Source organism: Paraburkholderia bannensis NBRC 103871 (assembly GCF_000685015.1).
Lineage (GTDB): Bacteria > Pseudomonadota > Gammaproteobacteria > Burkholderiales > Burkholderiaceae > Paraburkholderia > Paraburkholderia bannensis.
On record NZ_BAYA01000015.1, the window covers coordinates 167,296 to 192,132 of the forward strand.

Below are 24,837 nucleotides of genomic sequence, written 5' to 3' on the forward strand. Positions count from 1 at the left end.
AGTCGCTCGTCAAACATGAGCGTCGCGGCCCGTGATGGGCTGCGGCCCCATGAATTCGTCGGGCAACGCCTCGGCGAGGCTCTCGCGCAGCGCGTCGCGCGCGCTCCGTCTGCGCACCCAAAGTGCGGTGAGAATCGGCACGAGAATCGCCGTGACGAGACACGCCGTGGCGACCATCGCGGTCGCCGCCGGCACGAGCGGCTTGAAGCGCGGAATCATCTCGCCGATGATCGCCGGATTCGCCACCGCCGCGCCCGCCGTGGACGATGCCGCCAGTCCCGCCGCGCCATTGCCGCCCGCAATCAGGCGGTCGGCCAGTATCAGCGGAATGCCGGTCACGACGATCACACCCAGTCCCAGCATCACGCCCGAAAGACCGCTCGTCACGATCACGTTGAGGTCGATGCCGTTGCCCAGCGCAAAACCGAAGAAAGGAATGAGTGGATGCACGCAGCGGCCAAAGAGATCGCGCAAATCGTGATCCAGGTTGCCGAGCACGAAGCCGACGAAGAATGGCAGCACCGCGCCCACGAATAAACGCGGCTCGAAAAACGCCACGCCCGTCGCGCCCAGGATGATCATGCTGACGAGCGGCCCGGACTCTATCGACATCAGCACGAACGCGCCCGCTTCTTCCCTGGTGCCGTACTGTTGCATCACCGCAGCGTAGAGGCCGCCGTTGGTCATGTCCATCGACGTCGTGATCGCCAGCACGGAAAGCCCTGCAAACAGGCCGGTTTTGATGCCTTCGACGGGCAGGAAGTGAGCGGCGACGAGTGTAGCGAGCCACGCCACCGCCATTTTCGTCGCGAGCAGCGTGCCGGACTTGCGCAGCACGGTTCCGGTGGCGCGCAGGTCGATGGTCGCGCCCATGCAGAAGAACCACACGGCAAGAATGGGCACGGTGCCCGCGATCAGGCCGTTGGTGAACGAACCGAAGTATTTGCCCGCGCCGGGCGCGAAAGTATGAACGCAGGCGCCCAGCAGCAACGGCACCAGCATCAGACCGCCGGGAATGCGGTCGATGGCCTTCTTCAGCTTCATGCCTCCTCCTTGGACTTCATGTCCGGCTGCCGGGTCGGCAAAAAAGGCATGCAGCGCGCCCGGTCAGTCTCGGGATGCTTTCTTCGGAAAAATAGTAGCAGCGCCAAGGAAGAGGCGTTTTGGTATTTTTCTTGCCGATGCTCAGCGTTTACCCGCTAAATTGCGGGCATTTCTCACTATTTGAGTCATGAGCGATGAAGGGAGCGCGGCTGCGTGGTTGCATCGCGCTCCTATGCGCAGCAGTTAACTTGCGTTGCTGCGCCAGCCCAGACCCAGGCTCTTCTGGATGGAAATGAAGTCCTTGAGCAATTCGGCCTGGCCCGAGATCACGTCCTGCTGCGCGAGGAATTCGGAACGTTGCGTATCGAGCAGATCGACGAGCGTCGATGTCCCCGCGCGATAACGCTGGCGCATCAGCATCGCCGAACGTTGAGCCGAATTCTGCACCTTCTGCAACGTCACCAGATGCTCGCGCTGATAGCCGTAACGCGAAAGCGCGCCGTTCGCGTCCTGCAACGCGGCGAGCACGGCCTTTTCATAGCGCGCTTCGGCTTCGTCGCGCGACGCCTGCGCGCCGTGCACCGCGCCCAGCGTGCGCCCGAAGTCGAACAGGTTCCATTGCAGATACGGCACGCCCACCCAGCTGAAATTGTTCTTGCGCAGCAGATGGCCGGGGTCGGCCGCCGTGAAGCCCAGGTCGCCAAACAGCGTGAGCTTGGGCAGGAAATCGGCCACATGCTCGCCGATCTGCGCGTTGCTCGACGCAAGACGGCGCTCGGCGGCGCGGATGTCGGGACGTTGCGCGAACATCGCGGCGGGGTCGCTCACCGGCACCGAAGCGGGCAGCGCCGGCAACGGGCCCGGCGTCGCCAGTTCGGCATCGAGCGCGCCGGGCGCCTTGCCCGTGAGCACCGCGAGTTGATCGAGCGATGTTTCCACTTGCGATGCGAGCGGCGCGATGGTCGAACGCGTGGTCTCGACCTGCGTAGTCAGGCGCTCGACGTCCACGTCCGCAGCGGTGCCGCCCGCGCGGCGCTGCTCGGTGAGCGTAAGCGACTGCTGCTGCAATTCGGCGGTTCGTTGCGCGATCAACAAGCGCTGCTGCTCGTCGCGCAGGTCGATATAGGCTTGCGCGACTTCGGCGGCGAGCGAAACCTGCGCATCGGCGAGATCGGCCTGCACGGCGTCGGCTTCGTCGCTCGCGGCTTCCACCGCACGGCGCGTGCCGCCGAACAGGTCGATCTCCCACGAGGCATCGAAGCCCGCCGTGTAGAACTGCAACGGGCCGCCGCCGCCCGAGCTTGAACTGCTCCCGCTGGATTGCGAGAGCGCGCTGAGATTGGGCTCGCGCAGACGCGGCGCAGCGGCGCTGGCCGAGACCTTGGGCATTTCCGCGCCGCGTTGCGTTTGCAGTTGCGCGCGCGATTCGCGCAGGCGCGCCTGTGCCGCGCGCAGATCGGGGTTGTGTTCGAAGGCGGCGGCGATCAACGCATTGAGTTGCGGATCGTTGAACGCGAGCCACCATTCGCTGGGCGCGTGCGTGGTTGTTACGCCCTGCGCAGGCGTGCGCACGAACGTCGCGGCGCTGGCCGCCTCAGGCGCTACCGCCGGCGCGCCGTGATAGTCGGGGCCCACCGTGCACGCGGCGAGCGCGCAGGCAGCCGCCAGCGCCGTAAGCGGCGCGAGTGCGGAACGATAGGAACGAATTGCCGTCATGAGTCGCAAAATATGAAGCTTCAGTGGCCGGCTGACGGCGCCTTCACGCCGGGCTGCGGTTTCTTGAGCAGGAGCGCGAGCGGCACGCACGCCGCGAGCGCAATGCCGAGCACCCAGAATGTTTCGGAGTACGTGATGACTGTCGACTGCTGCTGGATCTGCGTCGCGATCTGGCCAAGCGAGCGCATCTGCGAGTAAGCCATGTCGCCGGTCTGCGCAAACCAGTTCGCCGCGCCCGAGGCGAGACGCTCCTGCCCGATCAGCGAATTGGCGCTCAGGGATTCGCGCAGCACGGCCGTGTGATAAGTCTCGCGCCGGTCGATCAAGGTGCCGATGATCGCAAGGCCAATCGAGCCGCCCAGGTTACGCGCCATGTTGTAGAGCCCTGCCGCGTCGCCCGAATCCTCCCGCGCGACCGCCGCCATCGAAGCCTGATTGAGCGGCATCATCGCGAGCATCTGCGCCACGCCGCGAATCAGCTGCGACCAGACGAAATCGTGGCCCACGCTCTGCGCGGTCAGCGAAATATCGAGCATGCAGCTCAGCGTGAACAGCAGCAGTCCGCTCACCACCAGCACGCGGAAGTCCACCTTGCCCAGCAGGCGCGGCAGAATCGGCATCACCAGAAATGCGGGCAGGCCGGACAGCAGCATGATCGCGCCGGATTGCTCCGCGTTGTATCCCGCGACGATGCTCAGGAACTGCGGCAGCAGATAGGAAATGCCGTAAAGCCCGGCCCCTACCGCCGACACAATCACGATCACGCTGGCGTAACGCGGGTTGCGCATGAGCGACAGCCGCAGGATGGGCTTCTTCGCCACAAACTGAGAAATGCCGATCAGCACCATGCCCGCCAGCGACACGCAGGTCAGCGTGACGATCATGTGCGATTCGAACCAGCGCTCGCGCTGCCCTTCTTCGAGCACGACCGTGAGCGTGCTCAGCCCAACGGCCAGCCCCACGATGCCGAGCCAGTCCGCCTTGAGAAAGGCTTCCCAGTGCGGCTTGTCCTTCGGCAGCCCAACGATCAGGAGCGTGATGAGCGCAATGCAAACCGGCAGGTTAATGAAGAAACACCAGCTCCAGCTGATGTTTTCCGCCAGCCAGCCGCCCAGCACCGGGCCGAGCAAAGGCCCCAGCAGCACAATCAGGCCGAACACCGTCATGCCGACCGGCAACTGCGAAAGCGGCAGCCGCGTGCGGATAATGGTCTGCGCGGTCGGAATCATCGCGCCGCCCGTAAAGCCCTGGCCGATACGCCCCGCGATCATCAGGCCGAGCGTCCCCGACCAGCCGCACATCATCGAAAAGCCGATGAAAAGCGCGGCATTCGCCAGCAGGAAATTTCGGAGTCCGAATACACGCGTGAGCCACGCAGCAAGCGGAATCATCACGATCTCCGACATCAGGTAGCCCGTGGAGATCCACGTGCCCTCAGTGCCGGTCGCGCCGATTTCGCCCTGGATCTGCGGCAGTGCCGAGTTAGTGATCGAAATATCGAGCGTCGCCATCAGCGCGCCCAGGGCGCCCGCGGCGACGGCGATCCAGTCGGCGGCGCTGGCGCGCTCGCCGTGCGGATGCGGCGCGGGGGCCGCGCTTTCTGCCTGGCTGCCTGCCTGGCTTTCTGCCTGGATCCCAGCGGGGCTTGCCGGATCAGCCACGATGGTTCTCGGCGTCGATACGGCGATCGTCGTCGCGCGCGGAACGCGTATCGACGTCGACGGTCACGGACATGCCCGGCAACAGCACGCCGCGCGTTTCAGGGCCGGTATCGATGCGAATGCGCACCGGCACGCGCTGCACGATCTTCGTGAAGTTGCCGGTGGCGTTTTCCGGCGGCAGCAGCGCGAACTGCGCGCCCGTGCCCGGCGAGAAACTGTCCACCACGCCGTGCAGGGTGTGGCCCGGCAACGCGTCGACGTACAGCTCGACCGGCTGGCCGATCCGCATGCGGCCGATCTGCGTTTCCTTGAAATTCGCGGTGAGATAGGTCTTCTGCACCGGCACGACCGTCAGCATGCGCGTACCCGGCTGCACGTACTGCCCCACGCGCACCGTGCGATCGCCGACGCGCCCTGCAAGCGCGCTCTTGACCACCGTATTGTCGAGATCGAGCTGCGATTGCGCCGCACTGGCGCGCGCCGCTTCGAGCTGCGCACGCGCCTGCGCCTGCTGCGCCGTGAGCGCCGCGATCTGCGAGCGCTGCGCTTCCACCGCGGCGGAATCGGCGGCCAGGGTCGCTTGAGCCTGATCGCGATTGCTCTTGAGTTCGGCGAGGCGTTCGGTGGTTTCCGCACCGCTGGCCGCGAGCGGCGTATAGCGCGTGACTTCGTCCTGGGCGTGGCGCAGGCTCACGCGCGCCACTTCCTGCTGGGCCTGCGCCTGCGCGATGTTGGCGCGTTGCTGCGCGAGTTGCGCATCGGCGTGCTGGATGTCGGCAGCGCGCGCGTCGATCGTCGCGTTGGCCTGGTCGAGCGCCACCTGGTACTGGCGGGCATCGAGCTTCACGAGCGAATCGCCGGCCTTCACGGTCTGGTTGTCGGCGACGTAGACGTCGGTGATATAGCCGCTGACCTTCGGCGCGACGGTCACGCTGTCCGCCTGAAGGTATGCATCGTCGGTGCTTTCGATGAAGCGGCCCACGAGCCACCAGTGACCGCCCCAGACGGCCGCGGCAACCAGCGCCCCGAGTCCCAGGCCGATCAGCACCATGCGCTTGTTGCTGCGTTTGTTGCCGCGTTGTTCGGGCGAAACGACATCGCCCGGCACGTCGCGCCCGGGCGCTCCCGCAGTCGTTGACATGATTTTCACAATCCCAGTAAAAGATTATTTCCAGTTGGGAAAATTATTCCACTCGGGAAAAAACTGTCAAGTGTTATATTTTCGTCAGCCAAAGCCGCAACCCCACTGACATGAACGAACCCAAACGACTGCGCCGCCCCTCGGCGGGCGGTTATGCGCGCGGCGACGAGACCCGCCGCAAGATCATCGAAGCCGCTATCAGCCTGTTCGGGCAGCACGGTTTCGAAGGTGCGTCCACGCGCGACATCGCCGCGCGCGCGGGCGTGAATGCCCCTGCGCTGCAGTACTACTTCGAGAACAAGGAAGGGCTTTACCGCGCGTGCGCCGAGTCGATTGCCGACGAATCCTGGCAGGCGTTCGAGCCTGCCGTGCTGCGCGCGCGCGCCACGCTGGAGCGCAACGGCGACACCGAAGCGCTGATCGAAGCCTTCCTCGACATCCAGCGCGCCGTCGCGGATCGCATGTTCATCAAAAGCAGCGAGCCCGATCAACGCCTCTTTTTCGCGCGCGAACAAGGCGGCGGCGAACCGGAGGTCGGCTCCCAGGTGCTGAGAGAACGCGTGCGCAATCCGCTCAACGAAGTCAACGTCGAACTGCTCGCGCGCATCACCGGCACGAAGGCCGACGACCCACGCACCGCGGTGCGCATGTTCAGCCTCTACGGACAATTGCTGGTGTTCCACATCGCGCGCCGCTCGGCGCTGGCGACGCTGGAATGGGACGAGATCGATCCCGAGAAAGCCGAATTTCTCAAGGCCAGCATCTGCGAGCAGGCGCGTGTGCTGCTGGAGCACTGGGATCGGCAGCGCGAAAAAGATTGAAGTGACTATACGTTTCCGATAAGAGAAAAAACGGCGTGCCAGGCATGATCGGAAACGCGTGCCAGTGTTAAGGATTGCTTCCGGGAGCTAGAGGTCGCTACCCATGTGGCGCCCGGCTGTTTTTTGTTTCCGGAAGGAAACTTGCCCCACGGAGCAAAAATTTTCGATTGGTGCTTGACAGTCTATCTTCCAGTAGATAAATTAGAGCCCATGAACACGAAGTTGACAGTACGCGAACAGGTTCTCGACCACGCCATCACGCTGATGATGCTGCGCGGCTATAACGGGTTCAGCTATCGCGACCTGTCCGAACTCGTGGGCGTGAAGACGTCGAGCATCCATTACTACTTCCCGTCGAAAGACGATCTCGTACTGGAAGCGGTGAAGCAGTACAGCGACGAAGTCATGCAGGCGTTGCAAGCGGTCGATCCGGACTTGCCGGCCAACGAAAAGCTCGCGATGTATACGCGCTTTTTTGGCAAGACGCTCGGCGACGGCAACCAGATCTGCCTGTGCGGCATGCTGGCTGCCGACATCGAAACGCTGCCCGAAACCGTGCGCGAAGCAGTACAAGCGTTCTTCCGCACGAACGAAGCGTGGCTCGCCAAGGTGCTTGCGCAAGGCGTCAAGGAAGGCACGCTGGTGGCGCGAGGCAAGCCGGAAAGCGCGGCGCGCACGCTGTTTGCGGCGCTGCAAGGCAGTGTCATCGCCAGCCGGCTGTTTCACACGAAGACGCGTCTGGAAGACGTCGAAGCGATGTGGAAAGTCGCCCCGTAAGCAAGGTCAGTACGGGCGGCAAACAAGATTCGAAGAGGCGGTTCTCCGCCTTTTTGCAGGGTAGTTTATCTATCTTCTGATAGATAGCCTCGTTGAAGGATGAAAACCCGAACCGAGGCTAATGTAGGTTGAAGTCGTCGCCTCATATCTATCTAGTGATAGATAGTATTTTGAAGATTGAGAATGGCGATCCGATCGCACAATCATGTGTACGCCACGATCGAGCGCTATTGTCGATGTTACGCAGTAAAGCCCCCGTCGCGAAGACCGCCATCGGTCTGGACGACTAATGATTCAACACTGCAGTTACCTTGCTGCATTGCTCACACTGGAGAGTCAGTCATGTCGATCGAAAAAGTCCTCTACACCGCCGAAGCCACCGCAACCGGAGGCCGTGATGGCCGCGCTGTCGTCCCCGCCAGCAACCTCGACCTCAAGCTCACGACGCCGCGCGAACTGGGCGGCGCGGGCGGCGAAGGCACGAATCCGGAACAGCTGTTCGCAGCGGGCTACAGCGCCTGCTTCATCGGTGCGATGAAGTTCGTGGCCGCGCGTGACAAGATCGCGATTCCGGCAGACGTTTCGGTCAACGGCCATGTGGGCATCGGCCAGATCCCCAACGGCTTCGGCATTCAAGTCGAACTGCGCATCTCGCTGCCGGGCCTGGATCGTGAAGCTGCGCAAGCGCTGGTCGACAAGGCTCACATCGTGTGCCCGTACTCGAACGCCACGCGCAACAACATCGACGTGACGCTGACGATCGTCTAAGGACGCAGCGAGCGCCTGCTCGCCGAGTTTTCCCGATTTCCAGTCGGAAACGGGATAGAACGCGCCGGGCGGTGACGGAGCGGGCCAGGTCAGGGCCCGACCCGGCGCCGCGCGGCGCGTTTTCTCATTATCGGATCGGAAACTTCACGCCGGTTGCGCGATGTCGCGGGCCAGCCCCGCCATCAAGCCGCTCGCGCGCTGCACCTTGGCGACCACCGCACGGTCGAGCACCGAGCGCCCTTCCGGCAGCGCCAGCGTCAGGAACGCACGCGCCCGCGTGATGCCCGTATAGACGAGCTCGCGCGTGAGGATCGGGCTATAGGTGTCGGGCAGCACGAGCGCCGCGTGCGTGAATTCGGAACCCTGCGATTTGTGCACCGTGAGTGCGAACACGGTCTCCACGCCTTGCAGCCGGCTCGGCGAGACCCACTTCACGCCGCCAGTGCCATCGCCGGAAGGAAACGCCACGCGCAGCACCGGCGACAGGCCCGCTTCAACGGGCAAATCGAGCGCAATGCCGATGTCGCCGTTCATCAGCCCAAGCTCGTAATCGTTGTGCGTGACGAGCACGGGCCGCCCCGCATACCAGTCGCCCAGTGGCTCAATCAGATCTTCTTCATGCAGCAAGCGTGCGACGCGCCGGTTGAGCCCTTCCACGCCCCACGCTCCGCGTCGCAGCGCGCACAGCAACTGGAATTCCGTATGCGCCTTGAGCACGCCCGCCGCCCAATCGACGAGTTGCTCGGGCGTCGCACCCGGCGCGGGGCGCGTGTTGCGCATCGTTTCCAGATAGTGGCGATAGCCGCGTCGTTGAACCGTGCCATCCGGCATTTCAGACGTGTTGCCCACGCTGCCGTCGACGATCAGCGCGCGCAACGGCGCATCGTCGTGCGCGGGGCAAATGACGCGTGCAAGATCCGCGTAACCGCGCCGCCAGATTTTGGCCACGCCCGTCGCGTCGCCGGTATTGACGAGTTCGGCGAGCGCGCCGATGCCGCTTTCCGATGCGAAACGGTGGCTCTCGCGCAACATCGCCACCGCCTGGTCCAGGGGCGTACCCAGCGCATCGAGCATCGCGGCGTCGATACGCTCGCCCGTCGCGGCCTCCAGCCAGGCGCGCGTCGCTTCCGTATAGTGGCCTTCGCGCGCGCGATCGCACAGCTCGCCCAGCACCGCGCCCGCTTCCACCGACGCCAACTGGTCTTTATCGCCGAGCAGAATCAGGCGCGCCGTGGGCGGCAATGCATCTAGCACGGCTGCCATCATTTCGAGGTCGACCATCGATGCCTCATCGATCACGAGCACGTCGACCGGCAACGGGTTGGCCGCATCGTGGCGAAAACGGCGGCTGCCCGGGCGCGTGCCCAGCACGCGGTGGAGCGTGGTCACGGCGGTGGGAATCGCATTGCGCAATGCCGTCGCGCCTACGCCTTGCGCAAGCGCATCGAAGGGCAATCGCGCGACCGCGCCTGCAATCGATTCGTTAAGACGCGCCGCCGCCTTACCCGTTGGCGCCGCCAGCCGGATGCGCAACGGCCGCGCAGATGCGTTCCCGCCAAGCGCCAGCGTTTGCAGGAGTGCCAACAACTTCACGACCGTCGTTGTCTTGCCCGTGCCAGGGCCGCCAGTGATGATGCTAAAGGCGCTGCGCGCCGCAAGTGCGCAGGCCAGCTTCTGCCAGTCGGCGCGTTTCGCCGGCGCCGTCGCATCCGCGCGTGGCGCGAACAACGCGTCGAGCGCAGCGCGCGCAGCGGCGGCAGGCAATTCCGCCTCGATGCGCGCGCGTTGCGCGAGCCGCGCTTCGATGCCCGCGCGCACGTCCTGTTCGTATTGCCAATAGCGGCGCAGATAGCAGCGCGTCCCCGTCAGCACGAGCGGCGTATTGCCCTCCTCCGCGCCCACCACGCCAGCAACGTCGAGTGCAGCGACCCAGTCCTCCAGCGTCACGCCCGCGAGCACCTCGGCAGGCGGCTGCGGCGGTTCATCGGTCAGCACCTGTGGCCCGTCGGGCGGCAAGGACAGCGCGAAGGCCGGATCTTCAAGCGTTGCCTGCAAATCGAGGCACACATGCCCGCGCCCAAGTTGATGGCTGGCCAGCGCGGCGGCAAGCAGCAGCAATGGCGGCGCGTCCGGCGTCTCCTCCAGCAGGAAACGTGCAAACGCACCGTCGAGCGCGCGCAGCCAGCCGCGCTCGACCCATCGTTCCAGCGTCGCGAGCATCTGCGCCGCAGAGTCCTGTGACGTTGTGCGCGCAACGACTTCTTTCGTCTGGCTCACGTGCACGGGTTCAGGTGCCTCCATCGCCGCCTGCTCGTCGAATTGCGCAAACAGATCGCCCGTCACGCCCATGCCGTCTTTCGGGCCCGAGGCCGCAGTTGTGCGTCGCTTCGTCATACCGCGCCCTCCAGCGTCTCGTGGTTCGCGAACAGCGCGTCAAGCCCCTCGATCAACTCACGCGGCGGCCGCTCGCAATGCAGGCCCTGGCTCGGCGAATTCCCTCCGCGCAGAAACATATACACGGCGCCGCCGATGTGCCGATCGTAGTCATAGTCGGGCAGTCGCGACTTGAGCAGCCGGTGCAGCGCAAACAGATAGAGCGCATATTGCAGCTCGTAACGCGAATGCAGAATCTGCGAGCGCATTTTCTCCACGGTATAGGCAGCGTCGTCTGGGCCGAGCCAGTTCGATTTATAGTCGGCCACGTAGTAACGGCCTTCATGCTCGAAAACCAGGTCGATAAAACCCTTGAGCATACCGTTCAGGCGCGTGGCATCCAGTGGCGGACGCTCGGCGCCGTCGAGCGTCAGTGACGTGACCAGCGCGTCGAGTTCGAGCGTGTCCACTTTGTGCGCGGCCACCCAGAACTCCATTTCCGCCATATACGCCGATTTGTCGAGCGACGTGAGCGCAAGCGGCGACACCGGTTCGCCCGCGAAATCAGGCAGGTTCATCGGCGTGCCGATGAACGAGAGCATCCATTGCGTGAGCGTGTCGATCCAGCGATCCCAGCCGCGCACACTACACCGGCGCGCGATCATGTCGCGCAACCGCGCATGGGCGGCTTCATCAGCGATCTCCGCGAAGCCCTCGTTCGCCACCCATTCCATCAGTTCGTGCAGGAAACTGCCCGCATCGGCGCCACGCTCGAAGCCGTGCATGGGCGCGTTGGCGGGCGCGAGTACAGAGCCTTGCGCAAGCTCGTCGTCATCCGGCACCGTTGCGCCCAGCAGCTCGAGAAACACGTCTTCGCCGCGCGTGTCGGGCGCAGTGCGCGCCTCGTCCTCCAGCTTCGTCGCGAACGCACCGTGCGCGCCCTCCGCCATCTTGAGGCTCGAATAGCTCGCGATCCACCAGGGCGTGCGCGTGCGGCGCGGGAACGTGCGGGCGCGACCACGTGCGACGCCCGGGCCCGCTGTCGCGAAGACTTCGCTGCCAGGCGCGGGCGCCGGTGCAACGGCGATGTCCTCGCACGGCCCGCGCAGCGCTTCAAGCAGCGTGTCGGTCTGCTGCGCCGGCAGCGCTTCGCCTCCGCCCATCAGGTAGCCGAATGCACTTGCCTCCACGTTCTGCATCGGCGCATAGCCGATCCACGTCGCGTAGCGTGCGCGCGTGAGCGCCACATACAGCTTGCGCAAGTCCTCGCCAAGCCGCTCGCGATCCGATTGCGTCAGCACCGCAGGTTCCGGCTCCAGCGTGACCCTTAGTTCGCCATCCTGATCATGCCATTTGAACGGTATGTCGTCGGCCTTGACCGAGCGATGCGCGCACGCGAACGGCAGGAACACCAGCGGATACTCAAGCCCCTTCGATTTGTGGATCGTCACCACTTGCACAAGGCCGGCATCGCTTTCAAGGCGTAGCTGACGCGCATCGCCGCCGCCACCCGCGCTTTCGTCCTCGCGTTGCTCGTCGAGGTAACGGATCAGTGCGTGTTCGCCGTCGAGTTGCGTGCTCGCCTGTTGCAGCAATTCGGCCAGATGCAGCAGGTTCGTGAGCGCGCGCTCGCCGTTCAATCCCGACGCCGCGCTCTCGCCCAGCAAACGTTGCGGCACATGGAAATCGTTGAGCAGACGCCGCAGCATCGGCAGCACGCCCTTCTTGCGCCACACTTCGCGATAACCGCGGAATTGCAGCACGCGCGCTTCCCACGCGATTTCATCGCGGCCCAGCGCATCCAGTTCGCTCCAGCTCAAGCCGAGCGACGCCGTGGCGAGCGCGCTGCGCACGAGGCGGCCATCGTCGGGTTCGGCGCACGCGCCCAGCCAGTAGCGCAGCTCTTCCGCTTGCGGCGTGCGATACACCGAATCGCGATCCGAAAGATACACGCTGCGAACGCCCCGCACCGCCAGCGCCTCGCGAATCGCCCGCGCTTCGTCGCGGTTGTTCACCAGCACGGCCATATGCGCGGGCTGCAACGGCTTCAAACCATGCTCGCCTTCGAAGCCCGCCGCCCCCCTCTGCCCCAGGTTGAGCAGGCGCACCATCTCCGTCGCGCAGCTCGCGGCCATGCTCGCGAAATACGCGGTCTTGCTCAAGGGCTTGCCGTCGTCCGGGCCGGGCAGCCACCAGACGTTGAGCGCAGGCAGCGTGATGCCATTGGCGACGAGTTCGTCGGGACGCCCGTGCGCGTCGGCTGCGACGAACGGCAACGCGTTCATTTCGCCGTGCGCGCCGCGAAACAGGAACGCACCACTGCCTTCGACGCGCGTTTCCGCAGCATCGAAACAGCGATTGACCGCATCGACCATTGCACGCGTCGAGCGGAAATTCTTCTTGAGCGTATAGAGCCGCCCCGCGCAGGCGCGTCGCGCACGCAGGTACGTATAGATATCCGCGCCGCGAAACGCGTAGATAGCCTGCTTCGGATCGCCGATCAAGACGATTGCCGTATCGATGTTGTTCGACTCGATCGCATAGACCGAATCAAAAATCTGGTACTGAACCGGATCCGTGTCCTGGAACTCGTCGATCAACGCAACGGGATACTGCTTGCGAATGATCTCGGCAAGACGCGCGCCATTCGGCTTTTTCAGCGCGGCCAGCAAACGCGTGAGCAGGTCGTCGAAGCCCATCTGCGAGCGGCGCGCCTCTTCCTCTTCAAAACGCCGCGCCACCCAGCGCGCCGCGTGACAGAGGATCGGCAGCTTTGCTTCGGGTCGTGCCCCAAGCGATTCGAGCAAGGTCTCCATTGCCGTGAAGCACGGATGCGAAGGCGGCTTGCCGTCCTTCCAGATTTCCGCAAGACCGTCCGGCGTAAGACGCGTCCACACGGCGGCATCGTCCTTGAAACCGGGATGCGCGCTATGCGGATCGTTGGCCCATTCGCGCAGCTTCGCGAACCAGTTTTCGCAATTGCGCGTATTCAGCTTTTTGGCGTCGAACAGCTTCTTTTCGCGCGCCGCGGCAATGAGCCCTTCTGCTTCGTCGATCCCCGCGCGCCACGGTGCCTTCAGCGCTTCGAGTTCTTCGTGCGCCTGCGAACGCGCTTCAAGCAAAGCGGCTGCGGGCGCAGCGGCATCGGGCAATTGATCCGCGTGTGCGAGCAGCTCGCGAATCGCGCCGCCCAGCGCGTCGGGACTCGCGAACCATGCACGCACCTCGCCCGCGCCCTGCGCATCGAGCGGCGCCATGAAGGTGCGCCAATAGTCGCGCACGACTTCGGCGCGCAGCTCGGTCTGGTCCGTTTCCAGTGTCTGCGAGAACAGGCTGTCGCTATCGAACGCATGCTCGCTGAGCATGCGGTTGCACCAGCCGTGAATCGTCGATACCGCCGCTTCGTCCATCCACTCGGCGGCCAGTTGCAGGCGTCGCGCGCAGGCGGGCCATTGTTCTTCAGGGTACGCCTTGCGCAGATCGTGCAGAAGATCGATGCCGGGATCGCGCCGGGGAACCTCAGCGGGCAAAGCCCGGAAATAGTCCGCCGCTTCGTTCAGGCGATCCCGAATACGCTCACGCAGTTCTTTCGTCGCGGCATCCGTAAACGTCACGACAAGGATTTCGGGCGGCGTAAGCGGGCGCATGCCGCCCTGCTCCGTCACGACGTCTTCATCATCGAAGTCATGCGGTTCGGTCGCGCCGTGATGGCCCAGCACGAGCCGCACATACAGCATCGCGATCGTAAAGGTCTTGCCAGTGCCCGCGCTCGCCTCAATCAGGCGGCTGCCGTATAGCGGAAAGCGCAGCGGCTCCAGCACATCGGCGATCATGTCGTCTGCCGGGGTCATGCGGTTTCTCCAGCGGTGTCGGCGGCATTGGCCGTACGTTTGTTCTTCGACGCGGAAAGCGGCGCGCGTTGCACCGGCATCAGCAATGACGTTGCGAGCGCAACAAATTCGTCACTCGCGATGAGCGCGTCGAAATCGGGGAACGCCCGTCGCAGGTAAGGATTGGTGTCGCGCTCGCCGGGCAGGCGCGCTGCGCCCTCGAATGCCGTGCGCGCCGCATCCCAGGCCTCGGCGGGAATGTCGCCTGCGCCCACCACGTAGTCCACCGGCAGCTTGCGCAGCCACGCAAAGGCCGTCTTGACCGCCAGCGGCAAGGGCCGGCGCGAACCTTCATCCCACGCAGCCAGCAGATCCAGCAGCCACGCGCGCGCCACATCGCGCTGCACCGGCGCGAACTCCGCCATGCCCACCTTGCTGACGATCACCGTCGTCACTTCTCCCGCCGCCAGTTGCGCGGCGACGTGCGCCACCCAGTACGCGACAAGCCGCTCGCCTCGATATTTGTTGTCCTTGATGAGCGTGCCCGCATCGAGGATCACGCGCCCGAGCGCACCGTCCGCGCCTTCGCGAACGTCGTCTATCCAGTCCTGAAGATCGAGCGTGCGGCCTTCTCGTTGCGTATCCAGACGAATTTCATATTGATGCGACAGCCGCGTCGGCCAGCGCGCAAGCGCCTTGCGGTACTCGCCGAACAGTTCTTCCATCGGCTTGAGCAGCTCTTCGCCGATGACTTCGCCGAAGCCGCCCGCCGCGAGGTCGCCACTGCGATGCATGCGTTCGAGCCGCTCGCGCGCAACGGCGTCGAGATCATCCTCGCCGCGCTCCATCGCCCGCAACTGCGCGCGAATCAATTCGTCCTGCAACTGCCACGCCTGCAAAGCGTCCACTTCGAAGGGCTCGTGGTTCTCGCTCGCTTCGTCCTGCATTTCCAGGCCCACACGCAAGCGCTGCCGGAAGAAATGGCGCACGGGATCGCGCAGGAATTCACCCAGTTCGCGAATGGAAAGCGGCTCGTCCCGCTCCGGCGCGGGCAAGACCGTAGCGACCTGCGATGCGCTCGCAAGCGGCGCGGGACGGCTCCATTCATGCGCGAAGGTGTAGAGCAACGCATCGTGCGGATCGGCCGGAAAGTAATCGGCGCTGAACGGTTGCAGACGATGCTCGATCGTCAATGCGTCGACGAGTTTGTGCGGCTTGTCGGCCTCGTCCTCTTCGAGTCGCCAGCCTGCTTTCAAGTGGTCGCGCAACTGCGCGACGAGCACAGAGGGCGGACGCGGCGTATTGTCGGTCACGCTGCGCCCGACCCACGAAATATGCAGATGATCACGCGCAGACAGCAGCGCTTCGAGGAACAGATAGCGGTCGTCCTCACGGCGCGAACGGTCGCCGGGGCGATAGTCGCGGCGCATCAGGTCGAAGTCGAGCGGCGTGCGGCTGCGCGGATAGTCGCCGTCGTTCATGCCGAGCAGGCAGACGTAGCGGAACGGAATCGCCCGCATCGGCATGAGTGTGGCGAACGTCACCGCTCCCGCAAAAAAGCGCTGTGCGAGGCCGCCGCCGTCGAGCTGGCCGAGCCAGTTCTCCGCGACGATCGCCAGCGGCAGCGTCTGCGTAAGCGCGGCCTCGTTGCAGGCGTCGCGCCACGTCTGCAAGGCGCTGTCCAGGCGCTCCAGCGTGTAGGCGTCCTCGCCCTCGTCGGCGGCGAAGAACGTGGCCTTGAGCGCGCGCAGACGCACGCACCAGTCATCGACCGTGGCGGGTTCGCTGAGCGTGCGCCACGCATGATCCAGCGCATCGATCAGGCGCGTCAGCGGGCCGAGCAGCGCCGCGTCGAGACCGCCGATCTCCGCGTACGGTTCGATCCCGCGCCACGCGCCCGCGCGGTCGCCGGCCGCATAGCCGAGCAGCATGCGGCGCAGCCCGAACAGCCAGCTATTGGGCGCACTGTCCTGCTCGCCCTGCGGCAGCCCCAGGCTCGCGCGCTGCTGCGCATGCAGGCCCCAGCGGATGTTCGCGCCGTCGATCCAGTTGCGCAGCGTCGGCACATCGTCGGCGTCGATATCGAAGCGCGCACGCACGGCCGGCACTTCGAGCAGGTCGAGCACGTCGCTGACCGTCACGCGCGCGTGCGGCAGCGACAACAGCATCTCCAGCGCGCCAATCAGCGGATCGAACGCACGCTGCGCACGATCCGCAATGCTGAAGGGAATATAGCGAGGATCGTCACCATCCACGAGGCCAAACACAGCCTGAATATGCGGCGTATAGACCTCGATATCCGGCATCATCACGATCACATCGCGCGGGCGCAAAGCCGGATCCGCCGCGAACGCCGCCAGCAGCCTGTCGTAAAGAATTTCCACTTCGCGCTGCGCGCTGTGCGCCACGTGAAAGCGAATCGAGTCGTCCGCCTGCGCATCGACAGGCGGCCAATGTTCGCGCGTTTCGGCCAGCGGCCGCAGGTCGCGGATATCGTCCTGCAACTGCTGCAGCAGCGTATGCGCCTCGCCGCCGTCGAACAGATCGATGCGCTGGCCGATGCGCGTGAAATGCGGCGTATAGGTCTCGCGCGCTTCGTCGCTGTCGTATTCGTCGAGCAGGCCGATGAAGTCGCGCCCCTGCTTGCCCCACGCCGCCAGCAGCGGCTGGGCGTGCAGATGCAGCTGCGAATCGTCGATCACCGCAGGCGCGCCCGCACGGCGGCGCTGACGTGCATGACGCGCGCGCAGCAAGTCCTGGTCGGCGACGATATCGGCCCAGTAGTGCATGCAGGGGTTATGCACGCACAACAGCACCTGGCTCCAGCGCGCCAGCGCCGCGAGCACTTCCAGCGACTGACGCGGCAGGCTCGATATGCCGAACACCACCAGACGGCGCGGCAGCCCGCGCGGGCGGGCGTCGCCTTCCTGCCAGCTTTGCGCGCGCTGCATGAACAGATCGTGCACGGCGGCGCGGCCGGTCTGCGCGAGCGCGCCGCCATCGACGTCACGTTCGCCCACATCGGCCAGCAAGGCGCGCCAGAGCGCCGCCTGCCAGCGCGCGTCGTCGGCGAGTGCGATGCGGTTGTTGCGCGCGTCGATCACCACGTCTTCGTGCGCGGCCCAGGCGGCGAGCCAGTCGGCGCGATAGACCTGATACTGGTCGAACAGGTCGGCCACGCGCTGGGCGAGCTGGAAGCACTTGCGCTGCTCCTCGTCGTGCGCCATGAAGCGTTTTAGCGGCTCGTAGCCCGGCTCGTCGAGCAGCGCAGGCAGCATGCGCATGAGACGCCAGACGAGGCGCGACTTGTCGAACGGCGAGACCGCGGGCACGGCGTCTTCGCCCAGCACCGCGCGATAAACGGCCCAAAGGAAACGCGAAGGCAGCGACATTTCCAGCGCCGCCGCGATTCCGCAGCCGCCGTCCTGCGGATCGGCCGCGAAGGCGAGCTTGAGCCACTGCGCAATGCCGTTACTCTGCACCAGCAGCATTTCCTTTTCGAGCGGCGCGATCGGATGCTGGCTGATCCAGTTGACGATCAGGTCGCGCAAGCGCTCAGGCTCGTTGCCGTGGACGAGCATCAGCCCGGCGGGCAGTTCGCGCGCGCTCACGGGCGGCTCCCTTGCGTAAAGCACGGAAATTGCGCGTTGCGCGCACGGAATCGAAGCGTGTGGGATGCGGCCATGTCGCCTGGTCGGGTGTTTTGCGGATGTTGCCGAAGTTGCCGATTCTTGCCGGCTGTTGCCGATGAGAAACGCGTGCACGCGCCCCGCTTTCCGAAGCGAAACACGACGCGAACCGGCGCTGGGCCGGCCCAAGGCAACATGTTACGACATCGACGCCTTAACCGAGGCGCATCCCCCCGGCCGGATCGAAGAAATGCAGGCGGGCTGCGGGCAGACGCACGGCGATGCGCTCGCCGCGCGCGGGACGGGTTTCATGCGGCAGACGCACGATCACTTCGTTGCTGCCCCAGCGGCCGTGCGCCAGGTTGTCCGCGCCAAGCAGCTCGCAGGTTTCGACTTCAAGCGTGATGGGCGCAGCGGGCGCATATTCGCCGCCATTGCCGTCGTGCATATGCTCGGGACGCACGCCCAGCACACATTCGCGCCCTGGCTCCAGTTGCGCGCGCAAAGCGGGGGCGAGCGCCTCCAGCGGCAACGGCAGGCGCGGCCCGACGCCGGCGGTTTCGAAATGCCGTCCATCGGCACTCACGCGCCCATGCAGCAGGTTCATCGCAGGCGAGCCGATAAAGCCCGCCACGAACATCGACGCGGGCCGCTCATAGACCTCGCCCGGCGTACCAACCTGTTCCGCGCGCCCGCCATTGAGCACCATCACACGCTGGGCAAGCGTCATCGCCTCGATCTGGTCGTGCGTGACGTAGAGGCTGGTGGTGCGCAGGCGCGCGTGAAGGCGCTGGATTTCCAGGCGCATCTGCACGCGCAGCTTGGCGTCGAGATTCGACAGCGGTTCGTCGAACAGAAACACCGAAGGCTCGCGCACGATGGCGCGCCCCATCGCCACACGTTGGCGCTGGCCGCCCGACAGTTCGCGCGGCTTGCGCCCGAGCAGCGCGCCGAGTTCGAGAATGCCCGCTGCCGCCGCCACGCGCGCATCGATCTCGCGCTTGTCCAGCCCCTGCAACTTGAGGCTGTAGCCCATGTTGCGCGCGACCGTCATGTGCGGGTAAAGCGCGTAGTTCTGGAACACCATCGCGATGTCACGATCCTTCGGCTCCATGCGGTTGACGACCTTGCCGCCAATCGCGATCTCGCCGCCAGTGACGCTTTCGAGTCCCGCCACCATGCGCAGCAGCGTGGATTTTCCGCAGCCGGACGGGCCGACCAGCACCATGAACTCGCCGTCCGCCACTTCCACGTCGATGCCGTGCAGCACCTGCTGCGCGCCGTCGTAAGACTTCGTCACGCCCCGCATGCTCAATGCCGCCATGCCGTCTCCCCTTTCATGCCTTTCCTGCCTGCTTTTCGAGGCACATTTTTTCGAGGCTCTTCATTTCGAGGCTCATTTTTCGACATCGACCAGCCCCCGCACGAACCAGCGCTGCATCGCCAGCACTACCACGAGCGGCGGCAACATGGCGATCATCGTCGCGCACATCACGAGTTGCCATTGCGTCGCGGCGTCGCCGCTCGCGATCATGCTCTTGATGCCCACCACCGACGTCGTCATCGACGCCGTGCTCGACATCAATATCGGCCAGAGATACTGGTTCCAGCCGTAAATAAAGGTGATGACAAACAGTGACGCGATATTCGTCTTCGACAACGGCAGCACCACGTCCCAGAAAAAGCGCAGCGCACCCGCACCGTCGATGCGCGCCGCCTCGATCAACTCAGTGGGCAGCGTGAGAAAGAACTGGCGAAACAAAAACGTCGCGGTGGCCGACGCGATCAGCGGCAGCGTGAGGCCCGCATACGTGTTGGTGAGGTGCAGCGTGGCCGCCACCTGCACGGTGGGAAAGATGCGCACTTCGACGGGCAGCATCAGCGTCACGAAGATCACCCAGAACGACAGCCGTCGAAACGGAAAGCGGAAAAACACGATCGCATAAGCAGAAAGAATCGAAATAACGATTTTCCCCACCGCGATCACGAGTGCCGTAATGACGCTATTGAGCAGCATCGTGCCGAACGGGCTCGCCGCGCTGCCGGTACCGGATTTCCAGACCGTCGCCGCGTTTTCGAACAGATGCGTGCTGGGCACGAGCGAGAGCGGGACGCTGAACACCTGCTGCGCGTTCATCGTGGCCGCGCAAAACGCGACATAAACAGGAAACGCCACGACGGCAACGCCGAGCAGCAGCATCGCGTGGCAAAAGAGATTGAAGAAGCGGCGATTTTCGACCATCAGTATTGCACCCGCCGTTCGATGAAGCGGAACTGGAAGATCGTGAGGCCGATCACGAGCAGCATCAGCACGACCGATTGCGCGCCCGAACTGCCCATATCCAGGCCGCGAAAGCCCTCGTCGAAAATCTTGTAGACGAGCGTACGCGTGGCCTGGCCGGGGCCGCCGCCGGTTGCTGCGTCGATCACCGGGAAGGTGTCGAAGAGTGCGTACACAACGTTGACGACCAGCAGAAAAAAACTCGTGGGCGACAGCAAGGGAAAGGCGATGCCGAAGAAACGCCGCACCGGCCCTGCACCATCGATGGCCGCGGCTTCGAACAACGATTGAGGAATCGCCTGCAGACCCGCGTAAAAGAACAGAAAGTTGTAGCTGATCTGCTGCCACACCGACGCAATCACGATCAGCGTCATCGCCTGCCCCGGATTGAGCGCGTGATTCCAGACCACATGCACGCGCGCGAGCGCATACGTCACGAGGCCAATGCTCGGATTGAACAGAAAGCCCCACAGCACGGCGGCAATGACGGGCGCGACCGCATACGGCCAGATCAGGAAGGTTTGATAGAAGCGCTTGCCGCGCGTGACATGGTGCGCCATGCCCGCGAGCATGAGCGAAAGCGCCAGCCCGCAGACCGTCACGAGCACGGTGAAAATGAGCGTGGTCTTGACCGAGCCGAGATACAACGGATCCTGAAAGAGCCGCGTGAAGTTCGCCAGGCCGACAAACTCGGACGATGTGCCGAAGGCGTCTTCGGCCTGGGTGGACTGGAGCAGCGCGACGCCCGCAGGCCACAGGAAGAAAATAGCGGTGACCGCAAGCTGCGGCCCGATCAGCAGGTAAGGCAACAGGCTCGCGCCGAAACGGGAGCGTGGTTCCATTGCGTCGATCTCCTCGGAATTCACCTCGAATGTCGGCGCCCTGGCCGCGCCAGCATTCTAGCCGAGAGTCGGTGCCAGTCGCGTGAACGAAGCCTTACTGCGAGGCGATCAGTTCGTCCACTATGCGGATCACGTGCCCTGGCGCAATCGCCGTCGTGCATTGGTAACGCAGTGCATCGTTCGCATGGCGCGGGCACCAGTCGAACTCGCCGCCGAACTCGAACGCGAGATCGTTGTAGCAGCTATTGCAGGCGTGAAAATTGATGACGCGCCAGGGCGTGCGGAACTCGGCGTTGGGATGCGAAAAGCCGCTGATCAGCACCACCGGCACGCCCACGGCCCACGCGAGCCACGACAGGCCGCTGCCCAGCCCAATGAAGAAGTCCGCATGCAGCAGCAGGCTTGCGCGCTCCTGCAGGGGCCGCTCGCCGGTATAGTCCTCCGCGCCGTCGGGCATGGCGTTCACCGCGCCGGGCAGGCCGTATTCGCGATCGCGGTCGATGCATAGCACGCGATAGCCACGCGATTTCAGGTGCGCGACGAGCGTGCGCCAGCCGTCCGGGTTGTTCCAGTATTTGCACTGCGCCGAAGCCTGCGACGCGATGCAGACATAGGGTTGCGGCACGGTGCGCGCGCGATCGGCCACTGCGATGTTGGTGCGTCGTTCGACAGCAGGCACGCCGAGCATGTAGGACGCAAAATCCTGGAGGCTGCTCACGCGCGGATCGGTCGGCTGATGGTCGCGATCGGCATAGGGGGAGTAGCAGCCGATCCGGTAGGTGGCGTAGACCGGCTCGTCGTTTTCCTGATCCTGGCGAGCTGATTCCGATACGAAACGCAGCGCCGGATAGCCCTCGGCAAAGAGCGGAATCAGCCAGGGTTTCATTTCGACGCTCACGTCGCCGCCGTGGCGCTGCCGGAACGCCTCGATAGCCGGCACCCAGGCGATCGCATCGCCAAGCGCGCCCGAGCCTAGCGTCATCCACACGCGCCGCCCTCGCGCATCGAACGCATGCGAGAACACCTGGCGCTCGCCGTCGAACACTTCCAGCAGGAAACGCACGAAGTACTTGCGGCGGCTGGCCGCGATCTCGCCCTGCGCGAGCGTCGCATCGAAGACGAGATTGTGGGTATCGAGGTCGTGCATGCGCACGCGCCAGCCCGACACCGGCACTTGCACGCGACAGCCGTAATTGAAATCGAAGCGGATTCCCTCGGGCCCGGCGAACAGCGGCGTGTCGACGCGCGCGAAACTGGCGGCGGCTCGCCCGCGTTGCCGATCGGAAACCTGGGGGGTTCCCGCGGAAGACTGAGCGGGCGTCGGAACGGATTCGGGGCGGCCGGGCGTATTCATCGTGCAGATCTCGCGTGCGGGCGGCGCAAGATGCGCCACCAGTTCGGGGGCGGCCGCGCCGGTCGAAATCCGCCGGCGCGCCGCGTGCGCGATGATAGTGCAGCCCTGCCCGGGCGCCCCGGCACGCAGATCAAGCTTTCATGCGATCGCCTGATCGTGCGAGGTCGTCCAGCCAGGCGCTTCAGGCCAGCGTTGCCGCCGCAAACTTGCCGATGTCCGTAGCCGGATCGCGCAGCGCCGCCACGTCGAGCGTCTTGCCCGAGCCCACCAGCTTCTTGCCGCACAGGAAGTCGGGCATGGACGCCACGGCATCGACCGCCAGCAGCGCGCCGTTCTTCAGATAGTAGACGGCGAAGCGGCGCGCCGCCGGATCGCCGCGCACGACGGTCTCGTCATAGCCTTCGTGCAGGCCGACGGTCTGGAGCTTGAGGTCGTACTGATCTGACCAGAACCACGGCGCATCGCAGGCCGGACGCGGCTTGCCGACGATTGCCGAGGCCGCCAGCTTCGCCTGCTCCACCGCGTTGTGGACGCTTTCCAGACGCCCCGTGCGGCCGTAGTGCGAGAGCGGTCGGCTCGCGCAGTCGCCGATCGCGAATATGTCCGCGTCGGAGGTGCGGGCGTCGTCGTCGACCTGGACGCCGTTGGCGCAGACAATGCCCGCGCCCCCGGCCAGCGCGACGTTCGGCATGATGCCGATGCCGATCAGCGCGAGCGTGGCCGGCACGATCTCGCCGCCCGCGAGCTGCACGCCGGTGAGCTTGCCGTTCTCGCCCACGAGCGCCTCGATCTTCGCGTTCAGGCGCAGATCGACGCCTTGCGCGCGATGTTCGTTTTCGTAGAAGGACGAGACCGCTTCGCCGGTCACGCGGCCCAGCACGCGAGGCGCAGCTTCGAGCACCGTCACGTCGTGGCCGAGTTGACGCGCCGCCGCGGCGGCTTCCAGGCCGATATAGCCCGCGCCGATCACCACCAGCTTTTCGCCGGGCTTGACGCGTTCGCGCAGCACATCGGCGTCCGCCAGCGAGCGCAGCGCCACTACGCCGGCCAGATCGTGGCCCGGCACGGTCAGCGCACGCGGCGTGGAGCCGGTCGCGAGAATCAGCTTGTCGTATTGCAGCGCGGTGCCGTCGGCGAGCGTGAGCGTGTGGCTCGCGCGGTCGAGCGACTGCGCGGCCACGCCGAGCTTGAGCTCGATGCGCTGGTCTTCATAGAACTGGCGCGGCTTGAGCCAGAGACGCTCGACGTCCGATTCGCCCTTCAGATAAGTCTTGCTCAGCGGCGGCCGATGATACGGCGGCACCGGCTCTTCGCCCACGAGCACGACACGCCCTTCAAAACCATATTGGCGCAGCATGGCCGCAGCGTTGCCGCCTGCGTGCCCTGCCCCGACGATGACTACCGTGCTGCCTTGTTCCTGCATGTCCGCTCCCAATCGGTCAATTGCTGCGCTGCCACCTGCGGGCGCGCTTCGTTCAGGAACGAGATCATCTCACGACTGCGCGGCCAGCCCCAAAAAAGCCCGCGCCAGCAATGCGGCCCGGCATCGGCGCCCTAGTTGATCGCGCGGTCGTCGGGCGCGGCGTAGAGCGCACGCAATTGCGCCGTCATCGGAAAATCGAGCGTCACGCCGTGGGGCGGCACCGGCTGTTCGAACCACTTGCGATAGAGCGCCTCCATCTCGCCGCTCTTCATCATGGCGCTCATCGTATCGTTCACGAGTTGCCGGAACGCGGCGTCGCCATTGCGCATCATGAATGCATAGGCTTCCCTCGATTGCGGCGTGCCTACGATGACCCAGTCCGATGGATGCGCCAGCAACGATCGCACGCCCGCAAGCAGCACATCGTCCATCATGTACGCGACGGCCCGGCCGGATTCGATCGATTCGCGGCCTTCCACATAGTCGCGTGCGCTGATCACCCGCATATCCATCTGCTTTTGCAGGTTCATGGTGCGCAAAAGGTGCTCGGAATTGGTGCCTTGATTGGTCAGCACGTTCTTGCCCACGAGATCCTGGAAGTCGTGAATGCCCGATTCCTTACGAGTCAGCAAGCGCGTGCCCGCCACGAAAAAGGTATTGGAAAACGTCACCTGGCTCTGCCGCGCGCGCAGATGCGTCGTCACTCCGCACTCCAGATCGACCGTGCCGTTCTGCACGAGCGGAATGCGGTTCTGCGACGTCACAGGAATGAAGCGCACTTCCAGATTCGGCCGTTGCGTCCTCGCCTTTATCGCGGCAATGACACGATTGCAGATGTCCTGCGAAAAGCCGATCACCTTGCCATTCGCATCGAGGTAAGAAAACGGCAGGGACGCTTCGCGATAGCCGACGGCGATACGGTTGGCGGACTGGATCTTCTCCAGCGTGGGCTGCGCGATCTGCGCACGCGCCGCGCTCGACATGCCCAGCAGGATGCTCAGGCCGGTCGCCACGGCCAGCGCCCATGCAGCACGCGTTGTGTCTCGCTCCCTCATGTTCGCGGTTCCATTTTCTAAATATTGGCCATGATATTGGCCATGATGTTAGCGTGCCGCGCCAATCGATGAAAAAATCCGGGCGAAAAAAAAGCAGCGGGTGCATCCCGCTGCTTTTCCAG

General features: G+C 64.8%; 16 protein-coding genes. 3 read left to right on the forward strand and 13 right to left on the reverse strand.

What is annotated here, in order from left to right:
* Positions 1-9 precede the first annotated feature (9 nt).
* The 4 genes from kdgT to BBA01S_RS23095 all read right to left on the reverse strand — a co-directional run bounded on the left by kdgT (position 10) and on the right by BBA01S_RS23095 (position 5,562).
* Positions 10-1,044, reverse strand: a complete 1,035-nt coding sequence (gene kdgT / locus BBA01S_RS42285; RefSeq protein WP_042297727.1) for a 2-keto-3-deoxygluconate transporter — start codon at positions 1,042-1,044, stop codon at positions 10-12.
* A 243-nt stretch (positions 1,045-1,287) separates the two neighbouring features.
* Entirely contained in the window at positions 1,288-2,760 is a 1,473-nt protein-coding gene (locus tag BBA01S_RS23085; protein WP_042297728.1) for an efflux transporter outer membrane subunit, read from the reverse strand.
* Positions 2,761-2,780: 20 nt separating this feature from the next.
* The gene (locus BBA01S_RS23090) at positions 2,781-4,394 is read right to left on the reverse strand and encodes an MDR family MFS transporter (protein WP_027818530.1); all 1,614 of its coding nucleotides are present in this window, start codon (positions 4,392-4,394) and stop codon (positions 2,781-2,783) included.
* Between the two features lie 19 nt (positions 4,395-4,413).
* On the reverse strand, positions 4,414-5,562 hold the full coding sequence (locus BBA01S_RS23095; RefSeq protein WP_027818531.1) for an HlyD family secretion protein: 1,149 nt from the start codon (positions 5,560-5,562) through the stop codon (positions 4,414-4,416).
* A gap of 110 nt (positions 5,563-5,672) precedes the next feature.
* On the opposite strand from BBA01S_RS23095, the gene BBA01S_RS42290 reads away from it, so the two are divergent.
* The 3 genes from BBA01S_RS42290 (at position 5,673) to BBA01S_RS23110 (ending at position 7,928) form a co-directional block, all read left to right on the forward strand.
* On the forward strand, positions 5,673-6,383 hold the full coding sequence (locus tag BBA01S_RS42290) for a CerR family C-terminal domain-containing protein (protein ID WP_042297729.1): 711 nt from the start codon (positions 5,673-5,675) through the stop codon (positions 6,381-6,383).
* 210 nt (positions 6,384-6,593) lie between these two features.
* Positions 6,594-7,160, forward strand: a complete 567-nt coding sequence (locus BBA01S_RS23105) for a TetR/AcrR family transcriptional regulator (protein ID WP_027818532.1) — start codon at positions 6,594-6,596, stop codon at positions 7,158-7,160.
* Between the two features lie 342 nt (positions 7,161-7,502).
* Positions 7,503-7,928 (forward strand): organic hydroperoxide resistance protein, encoded by a 426-nt coding sequence (locus tag BBA01S_RS23110; RefSeq protein ID WP_027818533.1) that lies wholly within the window; start codon positions 7,503-7,505, stop codon positions 7,926-7,928.
* Between the two features lie 144 nt (positions 7,929-8,072).
* Here BBA01S_RS23110 and recD read toward each other — a convergent pair whose 3' ends face one another.
* The 9 genes from recD to BBA01S_RS23155 form a co-directional block, all read right to left on the reverse strand.
* Entirely contained in the window at positions 8,073-10,322 is a 2,250-nt protein-coding gene (recD, locus tag BBA01S_RS23115) for an exodeoxyribonuclease V subunit alpha (RefSeq protein WP_027818534.1), read from the reverse strand.
* Positions 10,319-14,152 (reverse strand): exodeoxyribonuclease V subunit beta, encoded by a 3,834-nt coding sequence (gene recB / locus BBA01S_RS42295; RefSeq protein ID WP_042297730.1) that lies wholly within the window; start codon positions 14,150-14,152, stop codon positions 10,319-10,321. Before recB ends, recD begins: the two co-directional genes overlap by 4 nt.
* On the reverse strand, positions 14,149-17,742 hold the full coding sequence (recC, locus tag BBA01S_RS42300) for an exodeoxyribonuclease V subunit gamma (RefSeq protein ID WP_245641554.1): 3,594 nt from the start codon (positions 17,740-17,742) through the stop codon (positions 14,149-14,151). Before recC ends, recB begins: the two co-directional genes overlap by 4 nt.
* Positions 17,743-17,974: 232 nt before the next feature.
* On the reverse strand, positions 17,975-19,084 hold the full coding sequence (locus BBA01S_RS23130; RefSeq protein WP_027818535.1) for a sn-glycerol-3-phosphate import ATP-binding protein UgpC: 1,110 nt from the start codon (positions 19,082-19,084) through the stop codon (positions 17,975-17,977).
* Between the two features lie 72 nt (positions 19,085-19,156).
* Positions 19,157-20,002, reverse strand: coding sequence for a sn-glycerol-3-phosphate ABC transporter permease UgpE (gene ugpE / locus BBA01S_RS23135; protein WP_027818536.1), 846 nt, complete (start codon positions 20,000-20,002; stop codon positions 19,157-19,159).
* Positions 20,002-20,883, reverse strand: a complete 882-nt coding sequence (gene ugpA, locus BBA01S_RS23140) for a sn-glycerol-3-phosphate ABC transporter permease UgpA (RefSeq protein WP_027818537.1) — start codon at positions 20,881-20,883, stop codon at positions 20,002-20,004. Before ugpA ends, ugpE begins: the two co-directional genes overlap by 1 nt.
* A 94-nt stretch (positions 20,884-20,977) precedes the next feature.
* The gene (locus BBA01S_RS42305) at positions 20,978-22,237 is read right to left on the reverse strand and encodes an autotransporter strand-loop-strand O-heptosyltransferase (RefSeq protein ID WP_042297754.1); all 1,260 of its coding nucleotides are present in this window, start codon (positions 22,235-22,237) and stop codon (positions 20,978-20,980) included.
* Between the two features lie 181 nt (positions 22,238-22,418).
* Positions 22,419-23,660, reverse strand: coding sequence for an NAD(P)/FAD-dependent oxidoreductase (locus BBA01S_RS23150; RefSeq protein ID WP_027818538.1), 1,242 nt, complete (start codon positions 23,658-23,660; stop codon positions 22,419-22,421).
* Positions 23,661-23,791: 131 nt separating this feature from the next.
* Positions 23,792-24,715 (reverse strand): transporter substrate-binding domain-containing protein, encoded by a 924-nt coding sequence (locus BBA01S_RS23155; protein WP_042297732.1) that lies wholly within the window; start codon positions 24,713-24,715, stop codon positions 23,792-23,794.
* Between the last annotated feature and the right edge of the window lie 122 nt (positions 24,716-24,837).

Excerpts from the sequence above, each read along its gene's own strand:
- kdgT (WP_042297727.1), bottom strand. The coding sequence starts at position 1,044 with ATGAAGCTGAAGAAGGCCATCGACCGCATTCCCGGCGGTCTGATGCTG.
- BBA01S_RS23085 (WP_042297728.1), bottom strand. The coding sequence starts at position 2,760 with ATGACGGCAATTCGTTCCTATCGTTCCGCACTCGCGCCGCTTACGGCG.
- BBA01S_RS23095 (WP_027818531.1), bottom strand. The coding sequence starts at position 5,562 with ATGTCAACGACTGCGGGAGCGCCCGGGCGCGACGTGCCGGGCGATGTC.
- BBA01S_RS42290 (WP_042297729.1), top strand. The coding sequence starts at position 5,673 with ATGAACGAACCCAAACGACTGCGCCGCCCCTCGGCGGGCGGTTATGCG.
- BBA01S_RS23105 (WP_027818532.1), top strand. The coding sequence starts at position 6,594 with ATGAACACGAAGTTGACAGTACGCGAACAGGTTCTCGACCACGCCATC.
- BBA01S_RS23110 (WP_027818533.1), top strand. The coding sequence starts at position 7,503 with ATGTCGATCGAAAAAGTCCTCTACACCGCCGAAGCCACCGCAACCGGA.
- recD (WP_027818534.1), bottom strand. The coding sequence starts at position 10,322 with ATGACGAAGCGACGCACAACTGCGGCCTCGGGCCCGAAAGACGGCATG.
- recB (WP_042297730.1), bottom strand. The coding sequence starts at position 14,152 with ATGACCCCGGCAGACGACATGATCGCCGATGTGCTGGAGCCGCTGCGC.
- BBA01S_RS23130 (WP_027818535.1), bottom strand. The coding sequence starts at position 19,084 with ATGGCGGCATTGAGCATGCGGGGCGTGACGAAGTCTTACGACGGCGCG.
- ugpE (WP_027818536.1), bottom strand. The coding sequence starts at position 20,002 with ATGGTCGAAAATCGCCGCTTCTTCAATCTCTTTTGCCACGCGATGCTG.
- ugpA (WP_027818537.1), bottom strand. The coding sequence starts at position 20,883 with ATGGAACCACGCTCCCGTTTCGGCGCGAGCCTGTTGCCTTACCTGCTG.
- BBA01S_RS42305 (WP_042297754.1), bottom strand. The coding sequence starts at position 22,237 with ATGAATACGCCCGGCCGCCCCGAATCCGTTCCGACGCCCGCTCAGTCT.
- BBA01S_RS23150 (WP_027818538.1), bottom strand. The coding sequence starts at position 23,660 with ATGCAGGAACAAGGCAGCACGGTAGTCATCGTCGGGGCAGGGCACGCA.
- BBA01S_RS23155 (WP_042297732.1), bottom strand. The coding sequence starts at position 24,715 with ATGAGGGAGCGAGACACAACGCGTGCTGCATGGGCGCTGGCCGTGGCG.